Origin of the sequence: Bradyrhizobium sp. 186, assembly GCF_023101685.1 — a bacterium.
Classification (GTDB): Bacteria; Pseudomonadota; Alphaproteobacteria; order Rhizobiales; family Xanthobacteraceae; genus Bradyrhizobium.
Genome location: NZ_CP082164.1, coordinates 9679435 through 9699915, shown reverse-complemented (window position 1 = coordinate 9699915; position 20481 = coordinate 9679435). Strand labels below are relative to the sequence as shown.

Sequence of the window (20481 nt, the reverse complement as noted above, 5' to 3'; positions counted from 1 at the left end):
AGGACATGAACGCCAAGCCGAAGGAAACCGTGATCGCCAATGCCAGGATCGTGCTGGCCGACCGGGTGATCGAGCAGGGCTGGCTCGCTCTCGCAGATGGGCGCATCGCCGAAATCGGCGAGGGCAGGGCGCCCGCAGGTGCTGAGGATGCCGGCGGCGACCTGATCATGCCCGGCCTGATCGAGCTCCACACCGACCATCTCGAAGCGCACTACGTGCCGCGGCCAAAGGTGTTCTGGAACCCGGTCGCCGCCGTCGTCTCCTATGACGGCCAGCTCGCGACCTCAGGCATCACCACGGTGTTCGACTCGCTTCGGGTCTGGCGCGAGGATGGCGCGGAGGAAGTCGACGGCCGCGCCGGCACATTGGCCGCTGCGATCACGACCGCGCGCGAGGCCGATCTCCTGCGTGCCGACCACTTCCTGCATCTGCGCTGCGAGATCCCGATGCCGAGCGTGGTCGAGGAGGCCAAGGAGCTGGTCGGCCGCCCCGACGTGCGGCTGATGTCGCTGATGGACCACACGCCCGGCCAGCGCCAGTTCCGCGACGAAGTCAAGCTGCGCGACTATTACCGTGGCAAGGGCGCCGGCAAGACCGATGCCGAGCTCGATGAACTGTTCGCGCGGCGCTTCGCCTATCAGAAGGCCTATGCCGCGACCAACATGCGCGAGATCGTCGCGCTCGCACAGGGATACAGGATTACGCTCGCAAGCCATGACGACACCACCGAGGAGAACGTCGCGGACGCCGTGCGCGATGGCGTCGCGGTGGCGGAGTTCCCGACCACCATCGAGGCCGCGCGCGGCCTGCATCAGGCCGGCATCGACATTTTGATGGGCGCGCCGAACGTCGTACGCGGCGGCTCTCACTCCGGCAACATCGCCGCGGTCGATCTCGCCCGCGAAGGCCTGCTCGACATCCTGTCGTCCGATTACATCCCGTCGAGCCTCCTGATGGGCGCGCTGCAACTGCCCGAGCACGTGCCGACGATCGATCTGCCGTCGGCGATCCGCACCGTGACGAAATCGCCCGCCGACGCGGTCGGCCTGTCCGATCGCGGTGAGATTGCGATCGGCAAGCGCGCCGATCTGATCCGCGTGCATATCGCGGGCAGCGTTCCCGTCGTTCGCAGCGTCTGGCGCGAAGGAGGCCGTGTCGCATGAGCGAGACCGTGGCGCCGGAGCGGGCGGACGCGATCGGCCCCGGGCGTCTCGTGCTCGTGGTCGGCCCCAGCGGGGCCGGCAAGGATACGCTGCTGCGGCTCGCGCAGGCGGCCTGCATCGACGATCACGAAGTCGTCTTCCCGCGCCGTGTCGTGACGCGTGAGTCCTCCGCGGCCGAGGACAACATTGCGATGAATCCCGACGAATTCCGCCGCGCACGCGATCACGGCGATTTCGCGGTGCATTGGGTGGCGCATGGGCATTCCTACGCCCTGCCGCTCGAAATCAACGACGACATCCGCGCCGGTCGTGCCGTCGTTGTCAACGTCTCGCGCACTGTCATTGGCGTGCTCCGCCAAGCCTATGCCAATGTCGTGGTGGTTGCGATCACCGCGCCGCCGGACGTGCTGGCGCAGCGGCTTGCCGCACGGGCGCGGCACAGCGACGGCAATATCGCGGAGCGGCTTACCCGCAGCGTCGATGACAGCGTCGCGCAGGCTGACATTACCATCGTCAACGCCGGCAGCGCAGAGTACCACAGCCGCCAGCTCGCGCGCGTGATCAGGAACGAATGCTGGCACGAGTAGAGGCCGGCGCAGCAAGAAGAGTGGAAGAATGACGGTGATTGAGACGGTCGAGCAGCTCGAAGCCATCTATGGCGTCACCAATGACGCCTCGACCGTGAAAGTCGCCGACCATGTCACGCCGCTCTATCGTACCTTCATCGAGAAGGCGCCGTTCGCAGCGCTCGCCACCATCGGGCCGGAGGGCATCGACTGCTCGCCGCGCGGCGATCTGCCCGGCTTCGTCCGCATTCACGATCCCAGAACGCTGATGCTGCCGGATCGGCGCGGCAACAACCGGGTCGATTCCCTGCGCAACATCGTGCGCGACCCGCGCGTATCGCTGATGTTCCTGATCCCCGGCTCCGGCAATGCGGTCCGTGCCAACGGCCGCGCCCAACTCTCCGTCGATCCCGAGCTGCTGGCTTCTTTCAAGGTCGAAGGCAAGGCGCCGCGCAGCGTGATGGTGATGACGGTGGATGAAATCTACTTCCAGTGCGCCCGCGCCATCGTCCGCTCCGACCTCTGGAATCCCGACAAGCGCATCGATCCGAAGACGCTGCCGACGCCCGGCCAGATCCTCGCCGAGATGAGCCAGAACAAAATCGGCGGTGAGGAGTATGATCGCATCTGGCCGGAGCGTGCGGCAGCCACGATGTGGTGAGTTATTTCTTACCCCTCTCTCCGCTGCCTCTTCTCCCTCTCCCCGTTCTAACGGGGAGAGGGTTGGGGTGAGGGGCCTCTCTCGACACGTGAGATCGTCGTGGGGCCTGTAGCCCCTCACCCGGATCGCAAGAGCGATCCGACCTCTCCCCGCAAGCGGGGCGAGGTAAGATGCATCTCGCACTAATTAAATGCCATCCCGCCGCTCAGCGCGATCGTCTGTCCGGTCATGTAGGCGTTGTCGATCAGCAGCATCGCGGCCTTCGCCACCTCTTCCGCCGTGCCGAAGCGGCCGAGCGGAATGCGGCTGACGAGTTGCGGCTGGCCGCTCATCATGTCGGTCTCGATCAGCGACGGCGCCACCGCATTGACGGTGATGCCTTCCTTGACCAGCCGCGCCGCATAGCCGCGCGTGAGTCCCTCCATGCCGGCCTTGGACGCGTTGTAATGCGGCCCGATCGCGCCGGCGCCGCGCGCGGCACCGGAGGAGATGTTGACGATGCGCCCCCATTTCCGCGCGCGCATCCCAGGCAGAACTGCCTGCGTGCACAGGAATACGGATTTCAGATTGACCAGGATGGTGCGGTCGAAATCGTCCTCGGTGAGATCGTCGATCCCGCGCGTGATGGCGATACCGGCATTGTTGACGAGGATGTCGATCGGCCCGAGCTCGGCCGTGATGCGCTCGACCATTGCGGCCACGGGCTCGCGCTGCGATACGTCGGCGGCAACGGCCATGGCGCGGCCGCCGCGCTTGCTGATTTCTCCCGCCAACTGCTCGGCCTGCCCGATCCGCTCGCGGCAGTTGACCGCCACGGCCGCGCCGGCCTCGGCGAGCAGGCGGCAGACCGCGGCGCCGATCCCGCGCGAGCCGCCGGTGACGAGCGCCGTGCGCCCCTTGAGATCATTCGCCACGCCCGCGCCTCTCTGCCATTTGTTCCATTTTGACCCGACAGTACCACGCCGGCCGCGCGCTTGCGTTGAACTCATCGCGAGATGAATTCGTTTGCCTGCGCTCGCACCAGGAGAAGTGCCGATGCGCGCCCGTGGCAATTATGGACAGCCATTTCATTGACCAATCGGCCCAAACACTCGATATTTGCAGCACCGAAACTGCTCCTCGAGTTGAAGCCGCAAGATGAGAACCGTTTGCCAGCGTAGTCCTGATGACATGCACCGGTGCATGACGCGACGCTGTTTCTCGGCGGCCACCGGCGCCTGTTGTTGTTGCTGATCGCCACCTCGCAGCAATCTCACACCGCAAATTCCAGACAGGAGCGCCGAAATCCCGGCGAACGAGCAGTCATGTCCCAAGCCCAGTCAAACGCCTACATCATCGAAATCCACGACCGCGCGGCCGGCATCGTCACCCGGGATGAGCGCGGCTTCCGCTTCTTCTCCTCCGAGCGGTTGTTCGACAGCCTCGAAGGCCGTCAGTTCCGCTCGGCGCGCGAGGCCGAGCGCGCTGCCCGTGCGGTATTCTCCGAGCGGAGCCGGCGCGCGAACTAAAATTGCTTGCCAGCCTCAAGGGTCGCTTTCGGCGAGCGATGCGCATCATGAGGAGCGCAAGCCGAGGCCCCTTGTCGGTCAACTCCGGCGGCGCGCCCTGGTGCGTGCCGCCTTCTTCGCGGCGGCGGAGCGGACCTTGACGCCCTTGGTGCGGCTCGCCTCGCGCGCGGCGGCCGAACGCGATGCGGCGGTTCGCTGGCTCGCGGCACGTTTGCCTTGTTTCGACAATGCACTGCGCGACGCGGTCGAGCGCGGCTCCTTTTTCAAAACCTTTTCGACGGCCTGCGACACACGCGGCCGGCGCTTCGGAGTGCGTTTGCCTTGTCCCACCTCATAGGCATATTCGGCGCTGCGGCGCGTCGCCTTCTTGACGCGTCCTTTTCGCGGCGGCGGCAGATCGACGCCGGAGCGGCGCGCCTCCGACAGGCCGATCGCGATAGCCTGCCGCGTCGAGCGCGCACCATGCTTGCCCTTGCGAATCTTGTCGATCTCGTCCTTGACGAATTCGCCGGCCTGCGTGCTTGCCGATTTGCCGGCACGCTTGTCTTGTCTGGCTTTGCGAATGACTTCTTGTCTTGGCATAGGTAAGTTCCCTCTGGAATTCACAGGGATGTCTGACCGCAACGCGCAAGATGGACGTTTGATCCTATCGGTTCCCTAGCGCAGCCAGCAGTTCGTCCGGGCGCTCGGCCATGATCATGTGGCCGGCGCCCGGCACCACGACAGTCTTGGCATGCGGGATCGCGGCGGCTAGCGCCTTGCCCGCCTTCGCCGGTGTCATCATGTCCCGCTCGCCGAGGATGAGCGTGGTCGGCACCTTTACCGTCGCGGCAGCGGCAAGCGCATTCGCATAGGAATTACAGGCCGACAAATCCTTGAACAGCACGCCGCGTTCGCAGGCTTGAAGCACCACCTGCGCGCCGCCATGCATCCACAGGCCCGGCGCCAGGCTGCCGCCGAGCTCGGCGTTGAAACCGAGGCCCCAGATCGACACCATGTCGATCGCGTCCTGGTCGTTGGCCTCGGCCGCTTTCAGCAGATCCGGACCGACCGTCATGGTGGCAGCCGTGCCGATCAGGCTTAGCGCGGAAACCTTGTCGGGATGCCGCGCCGCGGTCTCCAGCGAGATCAGCGATCCCATGGAGTGCCCGATCAGATGCGCCTTCGCCACGCCGGCCGCCCCGAGCAGCGCAGCGGTCCAGTCGGCCATCTCCGCGATGCTCGACAGCGAAGGGCCGGCCGAACGGCCGTGGCCGGGCAGGTCCGGCGCCAGCACGCCAAAGCCGTGATGTGCGAACCAGCGCGTATGCAGCGCCCAGGTCGAATGGTCGAAGCCGGCGCCGTGGATGAAGGCGACCGCGGGCAGGGATTTGTCGAACTCGCGGCCGCCGGTTGCAACAAACACCTCGGCGCCGTTGACGGTGAGCTTCATGATGTCAGACCTTTTGCGAGATGCGCAGCGCTTGGGCGAGATCGTCGATGATATCGGACGCCGTCTCGATACCGACCGACAGCCGCACCAGCTCTTCGCCGATGCCGGCGGCCTTGAGCTGCTCGGCGTCCATCTGCTGGTGTGTGGTACTGGCAGGGTGGATCACCAGCGTCTTGGCATCGCCGACATTGGCGAGATGGCTGATCATGCGCAGCGCTTCGATGAACTTGCGGCCCGCGGGCCGTCCGCCCTTGATACCGAAGGAGACGATCGAGCCGGCGCCGCGCGGCAGCAGCTGCTTTGCGAGCTGATAGTCCGGGTGGGTTTCCAGCGAAGGATGCAGCACCCAGTCCACGGCCTTGTTGGCCTTCAGCGCCTCCAGCACGAGATGCGTGTTCTGCAAGTGGCGATCCATGCGCACGCCCAGCGTCTCCACGCCCTGGAGCAGCTGGAACGCGTTGGTGGGCGACAGGCAGGCGCCGAAATCGCGCAATCCTTCCGTGCGCGCCCGCATGATGAAAGCGGCACTGCCGAACTGTTCGTCGAAGACGATGCCGTGATAGCCGCCATACGGCTCCGTCAGCACGCCGAACTTGGCCGAAGCGCGCCAATTGAAACGGCCGCCGTCGACGATGGCGCCGCCGATCGCGATGCCGTGGCCGCCGATCCACTTCGTCGCCGAATGCATGACGATGTCGGCGCCGAGCTCGATCGGACGGCTGAGATAGGGGGTCGCAAAAGTGTTGTCGATCAGCAGCGGGATCTTCGCGTCATGCGCGATGGCCGCGACCTTCGGAATGTCCAGCACCTCCAGCCCGGGATTGCCGATGGTCTCGCCGATCACGAGCTTTGTGTTCGGCCTGATCGCCGCCCGGAACGCATCGAGATCGCGGGGCTTCACGAATGTCGTGGTGATGCCGAAACGCGGCAGCGTGTGTACAAGGAGGTTGATGGTGCCGCCATAGAGCGAGCTCGACGCCACGATGTGGTCGCCGGCGTTGAGCAGCGTCGCGATGGCGAGATGCAGTGCGGCCATGCCGCTTGCGGTGCAGATCGCGCCGACGCCGCCTTCCAGTGCCGCGAGCCGCTCTTCGAGCACGCCCGTGGTTGGATTGGAGATGCGCGTGTAGATGTGGCCGGCGCGCTCCAGATTGAACAGCGCGGCCGCGTGATCGGAGTCCTGAAAGACGTAGGACGTGGTCTGGTAGATCGGTACCGCGCGGGCGCCGGTCGCAGGGTCCGGATGCTGGCCCGCATGCAGGCTCAGGGTCTCGAAGGCAGGCGGCTTGGGCGCGGGCATGCTTGGCCTCGTTGGTCGGTCGGGGGATGGCGGCTCTTGTGCCACAAAAACCCGCGGCACGTCAGCCCATTGACAGCGCCGGTGCGCTCCCTCGCCCCGCTTGCGGGGAGAGGGTTGGGGTGAGGGGGAGTCTCCGCGGGGGCGGTGAAAGTTGGACTCGCGGAGAGCCCCCTCACCCGGATTGCATCTTCGATGCAATCCGGCCTCTCCCCGCACGCGGGGAGAGGCGAAGTGGCGCCGTCCGATCCTTAAGCAAGACTGCCGCGGATGGCTTGCTCGATGGTGCGGGCTTCGCGCAACAGGATTTCGGCAACCTCCTGCTCGCGGCGGGGGCCGAGGCGGGTTCGCACGGCGGAGACCGTCATCGCGGCGGCGGGGCGGCCGTCCGGGGTCTTGATCCAGGTCGAGATCGATTTCGTGCCCTGAATCAGGCCGATCTCTCTCATATTGTATCCCTGCCGTCTCGCCGCGGTGGTCTGGCTCAGCACTGTCGCGACATCGGTTCGGTAGGCCTCGAACCTCTTCTCGTTGGCTGCGACGATTTTTCGCGCGTCCTGCGTCGGCATGGCAGCAAGGATTGCGACGCCCGCGCTGCTGACGCCGAGCGGGCGGCGCGCGCCGACCTCGATCGACAGCACCTGGATCGGATAGGCGCCGATCCTGCGGTCGACGCAGAGCGTGTCGTTCCCGGTCCGCACCGTCAGAAACAGCGTGTCGCCGACCTCGGTCGATGCGCGCCGCAGCGAAGGAGCTGCGGCGACGAGCAGCGGCGAGGGCCGGGGACGCGCCAGCGCCAGCTCGGGCACCTGATTGCCGATGGCGTAGCGGCCGCTCCTGCCGTGCCGCTCGACGATGCCTTCCTCGATCAGCACGTGAACGATTCGATGCACGGTCGGACGGGTCAGGCCGGTGGCCTGCACGACCTCGGCCAGCGGCACGCCGGCCTCGCGGCCCGCGGCGAGAATGCGCAGCACCGCCAGCGCGCGCCGGATCGCCTGCGCGCCCTGTCGCGGTTCCGTCATGCTGCGGACGGACCTTGCGGAAGGCGTCTTGTCCATAATATGGACAAGAACGCCACAATTCTCTCGACAGGTAAAGCGCTCATCTGGAGATTGCGCTCTGATCGAGATGCCATGTGCGACGTCAGGGCAATCGAACTGAATTGGAAGCGCCGCCGGGAGGTTAACATGAGATTGATCTGGATTGCCATAGCTGCCGCAGTTGCGATGCTGGCGGGACCGGCGGCGGGCCAGCAATGGCCGGCGCGCAACGTCAAGCTGATCGTGCCCTATCCGGCCGGCGGCAATGTCGACAGCGCGGCGCGCATCATCGCCGACAAGCTCCAGGAACGCCTCGGCCAGCCCTTCATCATCGAGAACAAGGCCGGCGCCGGCGGCATGATCGCGGGCGAAGCTTTTGCGAAATCGCCGAACGACGGCTACACGCTGTTCGTCGGCGCCAACGGCCCGGTGCTGTTCGCGACCGAAATCAACAAGCGCGACGCCTACAGCTGGAAGCGAGATTTCCTCCCCATCTCGACCATCTCGATGACGCCGCTGGTGCTCGAGGTCCACCCGTCGGTCCAGGCCACGACCTTCAAGGAATTTATCGATCTCGCCAAGCGCGAGCCCGGCAAGCTGACCATGGCTTCGCCCGGCCCCGGCACCACCAACCATCTGCTCAGCGAGCTGATGCAGTCCAGCCTCGAGCTGCAATGGGTCACCGCGCACTACCGCGGCAATGCGCCGGCCGTCAACGATCTGCTCGGCGGGCAGGTGCAGTTCGCGTTCGACCAGTTGTCGGTCAGCCTGCAACACATCAAGGCCGGCCTGTTCCGGGCGCTCGCCGTCACCAGCCCGCACCGACTGAAGTCGCTGCCCGACGTGCCGACTTTCGCGGAGCTCGGCTACAAGGATTTCGACGGCCAGACCTTCACCGGCCTGTTCGCGCCCGCCGGTACGCCGGCGCCGATCGTCGACAAGCTGCATGAGACGCTGACCGCGATCCTGAAAGACCCCGCCGTGGCCGACAAGTTCGAGAAGCTCGGCGCCGAAGCCGTGGCGATGACGCCGGACGAGTTCAGGGCCTATCTGGAGCGTGAGGACGCGAAATGGATTCCGGTCGTGCGCAAGGCCAACATCAAGGCGGACTAATCGATGCGGATCGACCCAACCGAGCTCGGCGCCGAGCGCATCTACCGGCTGATGACCGGCATCGTGGTGCCGCGTCCGATCGCCTGGGTGACGAGCCTGTCGCGGAGCGGCGTGCTCAACCTCGCCCCCTTCAGCGCCTTCACCTTCGTCTCGCAGAAGCCGCCGATGCTCGCCATCAGCGTCGGCCGCAAGGGCGCCGATTACAAGGACACCGCGCACAACATCCTCGATACCGAGGAATATGTGATCCACATCGCCGATACCCCGCTGATGTCTGCGGTGCACGACAGCTCCGTCGAGCATCCGCCGGAGGTCAGCGAGGTCGCGGAGCTCGGCCTGGAGACGCTTGGCTGCAAGCGCATCAAGGTGCCACGGCTTTCGGCCGCGCCGGTCGCGATGGAATGCCGCTTCCGGCAGTGCCTCGAATTCGGCGATGCCCGCAGCCGGCTGATCGTCGGCGAGGTCGTGATGTTCCACATTCGCGACGGCCTCGTGAACGACGGCAAGGTCGAGACTGCGGCGCTCGACCCGATCGCCCGCATCGGCGGGCCGCGCTACGCCCGTCTTGGCGAGATCGTGACGCTCGGCGCCGTCTTCCAGACCCCGAAATCGACCGACTGAGCGCGCAGCGCGCCCACCATGGCGCCTGTAGACCATTGGAGAAACGACCATGCGACTGCTGAGCTATCTCTTGGACGGGGAACCTCGCTACGGCGCAGCCGTCGCGGGCGGGGTCGTCGACCTGACCAGGCGGATCGGCCGCGACTTCTCCGACGTCAAGGCGCTGATCGCGGCCAATGCGCTCGCGGATGCGCAGGAAGCGGTGGCGGGGCAAAAGCCGGACTATGCGCTCGAGGACCTTGTCTTGCTGCTGCCGGTGCTCGCGCCGGAAAAGCTCTGGTGCATCGGCGTCAACTACGCCGAGCGCAACGCGGAATACAAGGACAGCTCGGACCTGCCAAAATATCCGAGCCTATTCGTGCGCAGCATGTCGTCGATGACCGGCTCCGGCCAGCCGATCGAGAAGCCGAAAGTGTCGGAGCAGCTCGATTATGAGGGTGAACTCGTCATCGTGATCGGCCAGGGCGGCCGCCACATCCCGCGCGAAAAAGCCTGGTCGCACATCTTCGGCATGACGCTGTGCAATGAGGGCACGGTGCGGGACTGGCTGCGCCACGGCAAGTTCAACGTCACGCAGGGCAAGAATTTCGATCGCTCCGGCAGCATCGGTCCGTGGATCGTCACGGCGGACGAACTGGACCCGCGCGGTCCGCACGACATCGTCACGCGCGTGAACGGCGAAGTGCGGCAGCAGGACACGACCGAACGGCTGATGTTCCCGTTCGATTTCCTGATCTCTTATCTCTCCACCTTCGCGACGCTGAAGCCCGGCGACATGATCGTAACGGGCACGCCGACCGGGGCGGGCGCCCGCTTCGACCCGCCGCGCTGGCTTGGGGACGGCGACGTCGTCGAGGTCGAGTCCGCGCGCATTGGCGTGCTGCGCAACAAAGTCGCGGCGGAGCAGTAGATCATGCTCGACACCGCCACGATCGAGCGTCTCGCCACGCGCCTGGATGAGGCCGAGCGCACCAAGGCGCTGATCCCGATGTTTTCGAAGGAGTATCCCGGCTTCACCATCGAAGATGCCTACGCCGTCCAGCGCGCCTGGACCAAGCTCCAGCTCGGCCGCGGCCGCGTCATCAAGGGCCACAAGATCGGCCTGACCTCGAAAGCGATGCAAAACGCGGTCGGCATCGCTGAGCCCGATTACGGCGTGCTGTTCGCCGACATGTTCTATGCGGATGCCGGTCCCATTCCATTCGACCGCTTCCATGCGCCGCGGATCGAGGTCGAGCTCGCCTTCGTGCTGAAGGCACCGCTGCGTGGACCGGACTGCACCATCTTCGACGTGCTCAACGCCACCGACTACGTGACGCCGGCGCTGGAGATCCTGGAGACGCGCATGCATCGCGTCGATCCCGAAACCGGCAAGTCCCGCAAGGTCATGGACACGATCTCGGACAACGCGGCCAATGCCGCGCTGGTGCTGGGCGGTCGGCCGTTCCGGCCGATGGATGCGGATCTGCGCTGGATCGGTGCGCTCTTGTTCCGCAACGGCGAGATCGAGGAGACCGGGCTTGCCGCCGGCGTGCTCAATCATCCCGCCAACGGCATCGCCTGGCTCGCCAATCGGCTCGCGCCGCATGACGAATATCTTGCGGCCGGCGAGGTGGTGCTGGCGGGATCGTTCACGCGGCCGGTCGATATCCGCCGCGGCGACACCTTCCACGCCGACTATGGTGCCTTCGGCTCGGTGTCGTGCCAGTTCGCCTGAACCAACAAGGCAGAGGGAGCCAACCATGACGGGTCAAACGCGGCGCAAGAGCATTCACATCGGCGGCTTCAAGCATGCCAACCCGATTCCGAACGCCTGCCGTATCGGCAATCTCGTGATGTCCGGCGTGATCCTCGGCCGCGATCCCGCGACCGGCGCGATGCCGGAGAGCCTGGACGCCCAATGCGCCAACATGTTCGCGCATATGAAGGCGACCGTAGAGGCCGCCGGCGGCACCACCTCCGACATCATCAAGATGACGGTGTGGCTGAAGGATCGCGCGCAGCGCGGCCCTGTGAATGTCGAGTGGCTGAAGATGTTTCCGGACGAGCATTCGCGCCCGGCGCGCCATGCGCTGCCGATGGACATGGAAGGCGGTGCGCTGGTGCAGTGCGATTTCACCGCCGTGATCGACTGAGGGAGTTTTGGCCATGCCGACCTATCTGCCGTTCGACCCCAATCCGCGCCGTCCCGTCAAGGCACCGCCGCCGAAGACCGTCGACAGCCAGTTTCACGTGCTGGGTCCGCTCGACAAATATCCGATCCGCCCCGGCGCGGCCTATCAGATGCCGAGCGCGACGTGGGAAGCGGCACTGCGCGTGCACAAGACGCTCGGCATCGAGCGCGGCATCATTGTGCAGACCACGACTTATGGCGCCGACCACGCGGTGGTCCTCGACGGCCTCGCCGCCATGGGCCCGAACTATCGCGGCTGCGCCAACGCGCTGGTGTTTGCCGAGGCGAACGACGCCTATCTCGCAAAGCTGCACGATGCCGGCGTCCGCGGCGCGCGCTTCAGCTTCCGCCAGGAGCTCGGCGCCGTGCTATCGGATGCCGATTTCGCCCGCGCCATCGCGCGGATCCGCGAGCTCGGCTGGTACGTCAAGATCCAGCCCGAGAAAGACGGCATCGTCTCCAGCGTCGCGAAGTACGAGAATCTCAACGTGCCCGTGCTGATCGACCACATGGCGCGCCCCGATCCGGAGCGCGGCAACAACGATCCCAATTTGCGCAAGATGCTCGAGCTGCTCGCCAAGGGCAATTTCTGGGTGATGCTGTCGCTCGGCGAGAAGACCTCGAGGGCCGGTCCTCCCTACGACGACGTGATCCCGATTGCGCGCGCCTATATCGAGGCAGCAATCGATCGCTGCGTCTGGGCCAGCGACTGGCCGCATCCGGTCTCCGTGAAACAGCCGCCCAACGACGCCGATTTGCTCGAGCTGATGTATCGCTACGCCCCGGACCAGGCGACGCTGGAGAAGATCCTCGTGCACAATCCGGCGAAGCTGTTCGGGTTTCCGAACTAGAGCGGAAGGGCTTTGGGTGGCACGAATGCGGGCCACGGGCTCGTTCAACCTCTCCCGCTTGCGGGAGAGGTCGGCGCGAAGCGCCGGGTGAGGGCTCTCTCCACACGGGGATATCGATTGGGGAAACACCCCCACCCCAACCCTCCCCCGCAAGCGGGAGAGGGGGCGCACCTCCGTCGTTGCAGCAATCAAACCCAATCATCCCGCTCCAGGACGCACCGCGCTCACACCGCCGATTGTCCAGCCAGCCGGTCCCGCACCCCGGCCGCGGTCTCGAACGAGCGCAGCCGCGCGGCGTGATCGTAGATCTGCCCCGTCGTCATCAGCTCGTCCGCACCGGTGTCGGCGATCAGCGTCTTCAGCCCGCGCTCGACCAGTTCAGGAGAGCCGACCACGGAGCAGGCGAGTGACTGGCCGACGCCGGCTTTCTCCGCGGGCGACCACAGCGCGTCCATGTCGTCGACCGGCGGCGGCAGCGGACCCGGCGTGCCGCGGCGCAAATTGATGAACTGCTGCTGCAGCGATGAGAACATCCGCTGCGCCTCCGCGTCGCTGTCTGCCGCGAACACGTTGACGCCGACCATCGCGTAAGGCTTGTCGAGCTGCACTGAGGGCTCGAAGCGCGCCCGGTACTCGCGCAGCGCCGGCATCATCATGCCCGGTGCGAAGTGCGAGGCGAACGCAAACGGCAGCCCCAGCATCGCCGCGAGCTGCGCGCCAAAGGTGCTCGAGCCGAGAATCCAGAGCGGCACCTTGGTCCCCATGCCGGGAACGGCGCGGATCGCCTGGTTCGGCTGCACGTCGCCGAGCAGCGCCTGCAATTCCAGCACGTCATGCGGAAAATTCTCGGAAGTGGTGGCGAGATCGCGCCGCAGCGCCCGCGCGGTGAGCTGGTCGGTGCCCGGCGCCCGCCCGAGCCCGAGATCGATCCGCCCCGGATAGAGCGACTCCAGCGTGCCGAACTGCTCGGCGATGATCAGCGGCGAATGGTTCGGCAGCATGACGCCGCCGGAGCCGACGCGAATCGTCCTGGTGCCGCCCGCGATGTGGCCGATCACGACCGACGTCGCGGCACTCGCGATGCCCGTCATGTTGTGATGCTCGGCGAGCCAGAACCGTTTGAAGCCCCACGCCTCGGCATGCTGGGCGAGATCGAGCGAATTGCGAAACGCCTGCGCCGCATCGCCACCTTGGCGGATGGGCGCGAGATCGAGCATGGAGAAGGGGATCATGCGAGGGGTCCGGATGGAGAGCGACGTGCGCCGGGGCCTCACATATAGGGACCTAGGCCCAGCCTGCGAGGGCGCCGACACCGCTTTCAAAACCTAGCGCAGGCATCGCTGGTATGCCAATGTAGTGTTGTGCAAAACCTGCGGGAGGTCAGCATGCGAACCAACATAACGAGCATAGTGGGAGCACTTTGCGCCATCGCAATGGTCGCGAGCGCACACGCAGCGGTTAAGGAAGAGCCGGTCACCTACACGGACGGCGAGACCACAATGAAGGGCTTCGTTGTCTACGACGACGCGACCCAGGCCAAGCGGCCCGGCATCGTCATGGTGCACGAATGGTGGGGCATCACCCCGCATATCCACAATGAGGCGCGGAAGTTCGCGGAGCAGGGCTACACAGCCTTCATTGCGGATATGTACGGCGACGGCAAGAGCGCCGACAACCCGAAGGACGCCGACGCGCTCTCGGGATCAGTGATGAAGAACCCGAAGGTGATGGAGCAGCGCTTCAACGCCGCGCGGGAGCAACTCGCCAAGCAGGCCTCGGTCAATCCGCAGCGGATCGGCGCCGTTGGTTACTGTTTCGGCGGCGCGGTGGTGCTGAACATGGCGCGCACTGGGGCTGATCTCGCCGCCGTTGCGGGCTTTCACGCAACGCTTGATCTCAACACGCCCGCGCCGGCGCCGGGAACCGTCAAAGCGAAAATCCTCATTCTGAACGGCGCGGACGACCCCTTCGTGAAGCGCGAGCAGTACGATTCGCTCAAGAAGGATTTCGACGCAGCGAAGGCCGATTATCGGATTATCGAATATCCCGGCGCTGTGCACGCCTTCACGAACCCCGAAGCCACCGAGCTCGGCAAGAAGTTCAACTTGCCGCTCAGATACGACGAGAAGGCCGATCAGGAATCGAAGGCCGAAGCAGCCAAGCTCTTTGTCGCCACCCTTCAAAAATGAACAAGGCCACCGACATGGTGGCCTTTTCTATCTGGTGCTGATTCAGGCGCGAGATAGCTGGGCTTCAGCTTCGCTCCCTGGCATTCTGCGGCGGACGTACCGAACTGCTCGGCGATGATCAGCGGTGAATGGTTCGGCAACATGATTCCGCCGGAGCCGACGCGGATCGTCTTGGTGCCGCCCGCGGCAGGCTCGATCACGACAGACGTCGCCGCACTCGCGATGCCCGTCATGTTGTGATGCTCGGCCAGCCAGAGCCGCTTGAAGCCCCACGCCTCGGCATGTTGCGCGAGATCAAGCGAATTGCGAAACGCCTGCGCCGCATCGCCGCCCTGCCGGATGCAGGGGAATCGCATATGGCGCGAGGGCTTGGGGTACCGAAGCCTCCACGCCGTCATGGCCGGGCCTGTCCCGGCCATCCACGCCTTGCCGCGCGGTACGAAGAACGTGGATGCCCGGGACAAGCCCGGGCATGACGACCTCCAGTGAAGGAACATATGCGATAGCCCTGCCTTCGGATGGGAGCGAGGTCGAGCACGGAGAAGGGGATCATGGGTGGGCACCGGTGAGAACGCGGAACGTGCATGCCGTTACGTAGTGCCTACCATCAAAAACGCCAGCGCTGTAATCCTGCTAGTACGGCCTCCGTCCACCGTCCAAGATATAGCGGGAAGTTCTGATCAACTGCGCGCTTGGAGCATCGCAAGGATGACGTGTGCAAGTCCCGAACTCATTATCTTCGATGCGGACGGCGTTCTAGTCGATAGTGAGATCATTGCGCTGACCGTCTTGGCGCAAACAGCAACTGAGGAAGGCGTGGCGATCGGCGTGGAAGACGCTATGCGTTCTTTCCGAGGGCTGAAGATGGCGGATTGCGTGAGCGAAATTGAGCGCCGGTTGGGCCGCAATGTCCGAGACACCTTCGTCGCCGACGTTCGACGAGCAACCGCGCTCGCTTTTGATGCCGAACTGAAGCCTGTCGAAGGAATCCATGCAGCGTTGGCTGAAATTGCCGTCGCGGTTTGTGTGGCGTCTAACGGCCCCATGTCGAAGCTCACGCATACACTTGGTTTGACGAAACTGCTGGGGCGTTTCGAAGGACGCATCTTTAGTGCGTACGAGGTTGGTTCGTGGAAGCCAGACCCCGGCCTATTTCTGCATGCCGCGCAAACGTTGGGCGTGCACCCTTCACGTTGCGTCGTGGTTGAGGACTCGTTGTCCGGAGTTCACGCGGCAAAGGCCGCAGGAATGAGAGTCTTAGGTTTCACCGGAGGTGATCCGCGAGTTGGCCTAGAGTTGGCAGCCATCTGCGACGACGTCTTTCATCGGATGAGCGACCTTCCGGCTTTGTTGAAACTTCGCATGGAATGATTGCATGGCTCCCCAAGGCGCGACTTCCACAATGGGTCATGAAGAAAGAGCGCGCGTAGGACGGGTAGAGCGCAGCGAAGCCAGAGCCGGCTCCGCAAATTTGAACAGGTCGATAAGTGGAATTTCTGCCTGACAACGGCGATAATCGCCGCGAGCAGGAGAGACCATGAGCAAACGACCGCGCCGGAACCACACACCGGCTTTCAAGGCGAAGGTGGCGCTTGCCGCCGTCAAGGGCGACCGGACGATAGCCCAACTGGCCGAACACTTTGATGTCCACCCCAATCAGATTACGGCCTGGAAGGCCCAGTTGGAGGGCGGTGCTTCCGGAGTTTTCGGATCGGGGAACACGGCGCCGTCCGCGCCTGCGATCGACGTGAAGTCGCTGCACGCCAAGATCGGGGAGCTGACGCTGGAGAACGATTTTTTAGAAGGCGCGCTCACCAAGGCGGGATTGCTGAGCGCAAAGCGATGATCGACCGTAAGCACGATCTGTCGATCACCAAGCAAGCAGAGATTTTGAAGGTCAGCCGCGGCAGCGTCTACTATCTGCCGCGGCCGGTTTCTTCTGCCGACCTCGAGATCATGCGGCAGCTCGATCGGCTGCACCTGGAGTATCCCTTCGCCGGTTCGCGTATGTTGCGAGGCCTGTTGGCTTTGCAAGGGTGCAAGATCGGCCGCCGGCATGTGAAGACGCTCATGCGGCGGATGGGGATAGAAGCGCTCTATCGCCGTCCGCGCACCACGAAGCCCGAACCCGGCCACAAGATCTATCCGTATCTGCTGCGCGGCATCGAGATCACGCGGCCGAACCAGGTCTGGGCGATGGACATCACCTACATTCCAATGGCGCAGGGCTTCGTCTATCTCACCGTGGTGCTGGACTGGGCGACACGTCGTGTCCTGTCGTGGCGGCTGTCGATCACGATGGAGGCGGCCTTCTGCGTCGAGACGCTGGAGGATGCTCTCGCGCGTCACGGCAGGCCGGACATCTTCAACACCGACCAAGGCTCGCAGTTCACTGGTGCGGCCTTCACCGGCGTTCTCGCCGACAACGGCATCGCCATCAGCATGGATGGCAAAGGAGCCTGGCGCGACAACGTGTTCGTTGAGAGACTGTGGAAAAGCGTCAAATACGAGGAGGTCTATCTGCGAGCCTACGAAACCGTCAGTGAGGCGCGACATTCGATTGGCCGGTATCTCGACTTTTACAACGGACAACGACCACATTCGAGCCTTGACGACCGCACCCCGGATCAAGCCTACTTCGATCTTCCTCCGCTCCGCGCGGCGGCCTAACCCCGGCAGAAGCTCCACCTATCGACGCGGAGATTCTGTTCAGACAACCGGGGCCAGCTCTGCCTATCACTGCAGCTGTAGCCGACGCGTATCGTCGCGCTCTACCCATTCCGCAAATCGCCCATGCCGATTTTGACCCGTCGGACAAAACACTCGCCTCCCGCAAAAACCCGTCAACCCTCCGCCGCAAAAATATTCCACTTTACCGAAATTCGGAATTGCGGTACTCCTCCCCTATCCCGGTCCAGGAAGAGGGGCGATCGTACGTCGTAACGAACGTGGATCGGGGTGCGGTGGACGCGGCAGCGTCGGGCACGCGAATGCGGGACCAGGGCGAGATGAACCTCGTGAGGTCCTTCTGCGTGCGGACGAACGGCACTGATGCGTACGGCAAAACCATGTGGTCCTGGCCGTCGTTGCTACGGTCAAGCCTTGCGGAGATGGATCGGGGCTCAACCGGGTCTCGGGGCATCGCCAATTCGCAAGGCGACGGTGACAAAAGGGAATTCGTCGCCAGGGAGAGCGTGGCATAAGCCGTCGACCTACCGCGCAGGGAAGGCCGGGTGTTTTCCGGCCCACCTGTTTTCCCGTTGTGCATTTGCGTGTGCAAATCTTCGCACAGCGGACCATGGGTGCCAGCCGGCACCCGGTCTTCCCTGCGCCCTCTTCACTCAAAGAGGGTCAAGGAACGAGCAAAACTCGGGCGCCTTGTGCCGCGAGGATGCTGATGCACGTGTGCTGTGAAAATGAAATGGTGCTGCCAGACAGGATTGAACTGAGTGAACAATCCTGAGAAAGGCTGATTTTATTGAACTTTTCGGCCCGGCGAATAGTTGTTGTGTGGCACCATTGAGGGGCGCCGCGCGACGATGATTACCACATTCTCGCGACTTGGCCACGTCGAAGGTGCTGTTATTTAGATCCAACTCTAGGCGACCGGCGAGCCGTTCCAAGGCCCGCAAGGGTCTTAGTCTTGTCGTTTGAGAACTGAGGTTCGGGCGCTGTAGAGTGCTTCCGAAATAACCCGGAGGCCGCATGGCGATCATATTCATCACCGGCAGCACCGACGGTCTCGGCCGAGCGGCGGCGGAATCGCTCCTTGGTCAAGGTCACCGGGTAGTGCTGCACGCGCGATCGCCGGACCGCGTCGCTGCACTGGGCGAACTGAGATCGCGCTCATCCGGCGTCGTGGTCGGAGATCTGCGAAGCGCGGCAGAGACGGAGAAAATCGCAGATCAGGTTAACGCGATCGGTCGCATGGACGCCGTCATCCACAACGCTGGCGTCTACACGCAGCCTAGCCGTGGCTCTACTCCCGAAGGCCATGCCGTCACGTTCGCAATCAACACTCTCGCGCCGTACATCCTGACCGCACTGATTGAGCGACCCGACCGACTAGTTTACCTAAGCAGCGGCCTGCACCGGGGCGGCGAGGGCTCGCTGGACGACTTCGACTGGAAGACGAGGACTTGGGATGCGGCAAAGGCCTACGCCGAAAGCAAGCTGCATGTCGTCGCTCTCGCGTTCGCGCTGGCGCGCCGCTGGCCGCAGGTCTTGAGCAACGCGGTCGATCCAGGCTGGGCGCGCACGAAGATGGGTGGAGCGGGCGCCCCGGTCGATGTCGAAACGGGGCAAAAGACGCAAACCTGGCTGGCCGTGAGCCAGGATCCCGCCGCGCTCGTCAGTGGGCGCTACTGGCATCAGCTCCGGCAGCAGGAGCCGGCCAGCGAAGCAGCGGATCCCGGTTTTCAGGAGAAACTTATCGATCGATTGACGTCCCTGACCGGAGTGAGGCTTGCGACCTAAGTGAACCGCCTGTGCGGCCGGACCTGCTCCGCATCCCTGGCCGTTTGCAGGGACAGGGTGGCCTCCGAAAAGACACGACCCTGTTTTTTGGGGCCCCATCTCCGCGCGCATAATGCAAAAGGGCAATTGCAGCGAGCGCTCCGCGCTGATAGTGCAAATACCCCGCCGCCGACCTGGAGTGCCCCGTGAAGTCTGTCGCCTCGATCGCCCTGCTGGCCCTGTTACTCGCCGGCTGCGCGGCCCGCACGCCCTACGTGGAGCCACCGGTCGTCGACATGGGCGGTGTCGATCAGAACCGCTACAATGCCGACCTGTCGGCATGCACCAACGAGAAGATAGCGGCGACGGCGACCACGCTCTGGACCAACGACATGATCTCCATCTGCATGGAGAGGAAGGGATACCGGGTGCTCGCCCACAAGGGCTGATGGCCGGCGAGGGCTTCGCCTGGTGAGAACCATTTCCGCCACTGGCCGCCATCGGAATGCCGATCGCGGTGGGGATCTGCACCACGGTCGCCGTGGGTAGCGAGCGCTCCGCGCTAGACTTGAATTTTCCCAGCCACGCTGGCAGGAAAAGCCAGTTGCATTTCCTGAGGTGATAATTTGACCCTGCGCGTGCTTTTTCCGATTGCTATGACGCTCCTGCTCGCCGGCTGCGGTTCAGAAGAATTGTCCTGCTCATCCAGTACCGCTCTCGAAACCGTTGGCAACATCGCCCGCAAGGAGATGGCGAAGGACCCTATGGGAGCCATGATCGACCATAGCCGGACCTCATTTCGTGTGGAGGACATTCGCAAGCAGAGTGGCAACGGAAATTCCATCTCATGTGCCGCCAACCTCTACTACAGCGTGGTTCCGACCGAAGCCAACGCCCAACGGTTCACGAAGGACGCGCTGGAGAAGATTGCCAGCACGGCGCTCGACATCACCTACACCGTCGAGAAGCTAGACAAGGGCGGCATCTACGTGACCGTCCACGGATTGTAGCGAGCGCTACGCGCTGCCGGAAGGACTCAGTCCGAGCCGCGCCGCCCGGGGAAGGGGATCACATCGCCGTCCGCTGCGCGGATCACCGCCCTCGCCATCTGCATCGGGTCGAACCCGAGATCTGCCACCGCATCGGCCACGCGCTGTCGCTCCAGCTCGGCGACGATCGCCTCGACCACCTTCATCAGCCTGGCCATCTCGGCGGCTGTCTCGCTCATGATCATGCCCTCGGTAAAGCGGAGACCATGGTACCACGCTGGCCCGGGTAGCGAGCGCTCAGCGCTGATGATATCGAACCGGACCATGACACCGATGCAATGCGAGCACTGCCAGCGAGACTTCTACCGGTCCGGTCCGCAACGCTCTGAATCCCCAGGCCGGCAATACCGAGCTAGAATA

Annotated in this window: 23 protein-coding genes and 1 pseudogene; 16 read left to right on the top strand and 8 right to left on the bottom strand. The window is 64.4% G+C overall.

Going from position 1 to position 20481, the window contains the following annotated elements:
* Positions 1-5: 5 nt before the first annotated feature.
* The 3 genes from IVB18_RS46360 to IVB18_RS46350 are packed head-to-tail and all read left to right on the top strand — an operon-like array spanning position 6 to position 2390.
* Positions 6-1163, top strand: a complete 1158-nt coding sequence (locus IVB18_RS46360) for an alpha-D-ribose 1-methylphosphonate 5-triphosphate diphosphatase (protein ID WP_247986723.1) — start codon at positions 6-8, stop codon at positions 1161-1163.
* Positions 1160-1750 (top strand): phosphonate metabolism protein/1,5-bisphosphokinase (PRPP-forming) PhnN, encoded by a 591-nt coding sequence (phnN, locus tag IVB18_RS46355; RefSeq protein WP_247986722.1) that lies wholly within the window; start codon positions 1160-1162, stop codon positions 1748-1750. Before IVB18_RS46360 ends, phnN begins: the two co-directional genes overlap by 4 nt.
* Before the next feature lie 28 nt (positions 1751-1778).
* Positions 1779-2390, top strand: a complete 612-nt coding sequence (locus IVB18_RS46350) for a pyridoxamine 5'-phosphate oxidase family protein (protein WP_247986721.1) — start codon at positions 1779-1781, stop codon at positions 2388-2390.
* 182 nt (positions 2391-2572) lie between these two features.
* Here the strand turns inward: IVB18_RS46350 and IVB18_RS46345 are convergent, their stop codons facing one another.
* Positions 2573-3304, bottom strand: a complete 732-nt coding sequence (locus tag IVB18_RS46345; protein ID WP_247986720.1) for a 3-oxoacyl-ACP reductase family protein — start codon at positions 3302-3304, stop codon at positions 2573-2575.
* A gap of 390 nt (positions 3305-3694) precedes the next feature.
* Between IVB18_RS46345 and IVB18_RS46340 the strand changes: the two genes are divergently transcribed.
* Positions 3695-3898, top strand: a complete 204-nt coding sequence (locus IVB18_RS46340) for a hypothetical protein (protein ID WP_247991891.1) — start codon at positions 3695-3697, stop codon at positions 3896-3898.
* Between the two features lie 78 nt (positions 3899-3976).
* Here the strand turns inward: IVB18_RS46340 and IVB18_RS46335 are convergent, their stop codons facing one another.
* The 4 genes from IVB18_RS46335 to IVB18_RS46320 form a co-directional block, all read right to left on the bottom strand.
* Positions 3977-4480, bottom strand: coding sequence for a DUF6496 domain-containing protein (locus tag IVB18_RS46335; RefSeq protein ID WP_247986719.1), 504 nt, complete (start codon positions 4478-4480; stop codon positions 3977-3979).
* Positions 4481-4544: 64 nt separating this feature from the next.
* Positions 4545-5330: an alpha/beta hydrolase gene (locus tag IVB18_RS46330; protein ID WP_247986718.1), complete on the bottom strand. Its 786-nt coding sequence runs from the start codon at positions 5328-5330 to the stop codon at positions 4545-4547.
* A gap of 4 nt (positions 5331-5334) precedes the next feature.
* Positions 5335-6630 carry an O-acetylhomoserine aminocarboxypropyltransferase gene (locus tag IVB18_RS46325; protein WP_247986717.1) on the bottom strand — a complete coding sequence of 432 codons (1296 nt, stop codon included), beginning with the start codon at positions 6628-6630 and terminating at the stop codon, positions 5335-5337.
* 248 nt (positions 6631-6878) lie between these two features.
* A complete protein-coding gene (locus IVB18_RS46320) occupies positions 6879-7688 on the bottom strand; it encodes an IclR family transcriptional regulator (RefSeq protein WP_247986716.1) in 810 nt (269 codons plus the stop codon).
* A gap of 129 nt (positions 7689-7817) precedes the next feature.
* Between IVB18_RS46320 and IVB18_RS46315 the strand changes: the two genes are divergently transcribed.
* The 6 genes from IVB18_RS46315 to IVB18_RS46290 are packed head-to-tail and all read left to right on the top strand — an operon-like array spanning position 7818 to position 12428.
* Positions 7818-8783 (top strand): tripartite tricarboxylate transporter substrate binding protein, encoded by a 966-nt coding sequence (locus tag IVB18_RS46315; protein ID WP_247986715.1) that lies wholly within the window; start codon positions 7818-7820, stop codon positions 8781-8783.
* A 3-nt stretch (positions 8784-8786) separates the two neighbouring features.
* Positions 8787-9404, top strand: a complete 618-nt coding sequence (locus IVB18_RS46310; RefSeq protein ID WP_247986714.1) for a flavin reductase family protein — start codon at positions 8787-8789, stop codon at positions 9402-9404.
* Between the two features lie 49 nt (positions 9405-9453).
* Positions 9454-10314 carry a fumarylacetoacetate hydrolase family protein gene (locus tag IVB18_RS46305; protein WP_247986713.1) on the top strand — a complete coding sequence of 287 codons (861 nt, stop codon included), beginning with the start codon at positions 9454-9456 and terminating at the stop codon, positions 10312-10314.
* 3 nt (positions 10315-10317) lie between these two features.
* Positions 10318-11121 (top strand): 2-oxo-hept-4-ene-1,7-dioate hydratase, encoded by an 804-nt coding sequence (gene hpaH, locus IVB18_RS46300; protein WP_247986712.1) that lies wholly within the window; start codon positions 10318-10320, stop codon positions 11119-11121.
* A 25-nt stretch (positions 11122-11146) separates the two neighbouring features.
* The gene (locus IVB18_RS46295) at positions 11147-11539 is read left to right on the top strand and encodes a RidA family protein (RefSeq protein ID WP_247986711.1); all 393 of its coding nucleotides are present in this window, start codon (positions 11147-11149) and stop codon (positions 11537-11539) included.
* Between the two features lie 13 nt (positions 11540-11552).
* On the top strand, positions 11553-12428 hold the full coding sequence (locus tag IVB18_RS46290) for an amidohydrolase family protein (protein WP_247986710.1): 876 nt from the start codon (positions 11553-11555) through the stop codon (positions 12426-12428).
* 224 nt (positions 12429-12652) lie between these two features.
* On the opposite strand, the gene IVB18_RS46285 is transcribed toward IVB18_RS46290, so the two are convergent.
* Positions 12653-13660 carry an LLM class flavin-dependent oxidoreductase gene (locus IVB18_RS46285; protein WP_247986709.1) on the bottom strand — a complete coding sequence of 336 codons (1008 nt, stop codon included), beginning with the start codon at positions 13658-13660 and terminating at the stop codon, positions 12653-12655.
* Between the two features lie 153 nt (positions 13661-13813).
* Between IVB18_RS46285 and IVB18_RS46280 the strand changes: the two genes are divergently transcribed.
* On the top strand, positions 13814-14617 hold the full coding sequence (locus IVB18_RS46280; RefSeq protein WP_247986708.1) for a dienelactone hydrolase family protein: 804 nt from the start codon (positions 13814-13816) through the stop codon (positions 14615-14617).
* An 86-nt stretch (positions 14618-14703) separates the two neighbouring features.
* Here the strand turns inward: IVB18_RS46280 and IVB18_RS46275 are convergent.
* Positions 14704-14973 (bottom strand): annotated as a pseudogene (locus IVB18_RS46275) (LLM class flavin-dependent oxidoreductase); the annotation flags it as partial.
* Between the two features lie 352 nt (positions 14974-15325).
* On the opposite strand from IVB18_RS46275, the gene IVB18_RS46270 reads away from it, so the two are divergent.
* The 5 genes from IVB18_RS46270 to IVB18_RS46250 all read left to right on the top strand — a co-directional run bounded on the left by IVB18_RS46270 (position 15326) and on the right by IVB18_RS46250 (position 20082).
* Complete coding sequence (locus IVB18_RS46270) at positions 15326-15988, top strand: HAD family hydrolase (protein WP_247986707.1); 663 nt, start codon at positions 15326-15328, stop codon at positions 15986-15988.
* A 166-nt stretch (positions 15989-16154) separates the two neighbouring features.
* Positions 16155-17287 (top strand): IS3 family transposase gene (locus IVB18_RS46265; protein WP_247986008.1). Its coding sequence is split into 2 segments (ribosomal slippage): positions 16155-16410 and positions 16410-17287, totalling 1134 coding nucleotides; the frame shifts between segments, so codons are not numbered across the junction.
* A gap of 1035 nt (positions 17288-18322) precedes the next feature.
* Positions 18323-19093, top strand: a complete 771-nt coding sequence (locus tag IVB18_RS46260; RefSeq protein WP_247986706.1) for an SDR family NAD(P)-dependent oxidoreductase — start codon at positions 18323-18325, stop codon at positions 19091-19093.
* Positions 19094-19278: 185 nt separating this feature from the next.
* Entirely contained in the window at positions 19279-19521 is a 243-nt protein-coding gene (locus IVB18_RS46255; RefSeq protein WP_247986705.1) for a hypothetical protein, read from the top strand.
* 177 nt (positions 19522-19698) lie between these two features.
* Positions 19699-20082 carry a hypothetical protein gene (locus IVB18_RS46250; protein ID WP_247986704.1) on the top strand — a complete coding sequence of 128 codons (384 nt, stop codon included), beginning with the start codon at positions 19699-19701 and terminating at the stop codon, positions 20080-20082.
* Between the two features lie 26 nt (positions 20083-20108).
* On the opposite strand, the gene IVB18_RS46245 is transcribed toward IVB18_RS46250, so the two are convergent.
* Positions 20109-20300 (bottom strand): hypothetical protein, encoded by a 192-nt coding sequence (locus IVB18_RS46245; RefSeq protein ID WP_247986703.1) that lies wholly within the window; start codon positions 20298-20300, stop codon positions 20109-20111.
* Positions 20301-20481 lie beyond the last annotated feature (181 nt).

Bases quoted from the DNA above. Each gene is read 5' to 3' on its own strand.
- IVB18_RS46360 (WP_247986723.1), top strand. From the start codon at position 6: ATGAACGCCAAGCCGAAGGAAACCGTGATCGCCAATGCCAGGATCGTG.
- phnN (WP_247986722.1), top strand. From the start codon at position 1,160: ATGAGCGAGACCGTGGCGCCGGAGCGGGCGGACGCGATCGGCCCCGGG.
- IVB18_RS46350 (WP_247986721.1), top strand. From the start codon at position 1,779: ATGACGGTGATTGAGACGGTCGAGCAGCTCGAAGCCATCTATGGCGTC.
- IVB18_RS46340 (WP_247991891.1), top strand. From the start codon at position 3,695: ATGTCCCAAGCCCAGTCAAACGCCTACATCATCGAAATCCACGACCGC.
- IVB18_RS46335 (WP_247986719.1), bottom strand. From the start codon at position 4,480: ATGCCAAGACAAGAAGTCATTCGCAAAGCCAGACAAGACAAGCGTGCC.
- IVB18_RS46330 (WP_247986718.1), bottom strand. From the start codon at position 5,330: ATGAAGCTCACCGTCAACGGCGCCGAGGTGTTTGTTGCAACCGGCGGC.
- IVB18_RS46325 (WP_247986717.1), bottom strand. From the start codon at position 6,630: ATGCCCGCGCCCAAGCCGCCTGCCTTCGAGACCCTGAGCCTGCATGCG.
- IVB18_RS46320 (WP_247986716.1), bottom strand. From the start codon at position 7,688: ATGGACAAGACGCCTTCCGCAAGGTCCGTCCGCAGCATGACGGAACCG.
- IVB18_RS46315 (WP_247986715.1), top strand. From the start codon at position 7,818: ATGAGATTGATCTGGATTGCCATAGCTGCCGCAGTTGCGATGCTGGCG.
- IVB18_RS46310 (WP_247986714.1), top strand. From the start codon at position 8,787: ATGCGGATCGACCCAACCGAGCTCGGCGCCGAGCGCATCTACCGGCTG.
- IVB18_RS46305 (WP_247986713.1), top strand. From the start codon at position 9,454: ATGCGACTGCTGAGCTATCTCTTGGACGGGGAACCTCGCTACGGCGCA.
- hpaH (WP_247986712.1), top strand. From the start codon at position 10,318: ATGCTCGACACCGCCACGATCGAGCGTCTCGCCACGCGCCTGGATGAG.
- IVB18_RS46295 (WP_247986711.1), top strand. From the start codon at position 11,147: ATGACGGGTCAAACGCGGCGCAAGAGCATTCACATCGGCGGCTTCAAG.
- IVB18_RS46290 (WP_247986710.1), top strand. From the start codon at position 11,553: ATGCCGACCTATCTGCCGTTCGACCCCAATCCGCGCCGTCCCGTCAAG.
- IVB18_RS46285 (WP_247986709.1), bottom strand. From the start codon at position 13,660: ATGATCCCCTTCTCCATGCTCGATCTCGCGCCCATCCGCCAAGGTGGC.
- IVB18_RS46280 (WP_247986708.1), top strand. From the start codon at position 13,814: ATGCGAACCAACATAACGAGCATAGTGGGAGCACTTTGCGCCATCGCA.
- IVB18_RS46270 (WP_247986707.1), top strand. From the start codon at position 15,326: ATGACGTGTGCAAGTCCCGAACTCATTATCTTCGATGCGGACGGCGTT.
- IVB18_RS46260 (WP_247986706.1), top strand. From the start codon at position 18,323: ATGGCGATCATATTCATCACCGGCAGCACCGACGGTCTCGGCCGAGCG.
- IVB18_RS46245 (WP_247986703.1), bottom strand. From the start codon at position 20,300: ATGAGCGAGACAGCCGCCGAGATGGCCAGGCTGATGAAGGTGGTCGAG.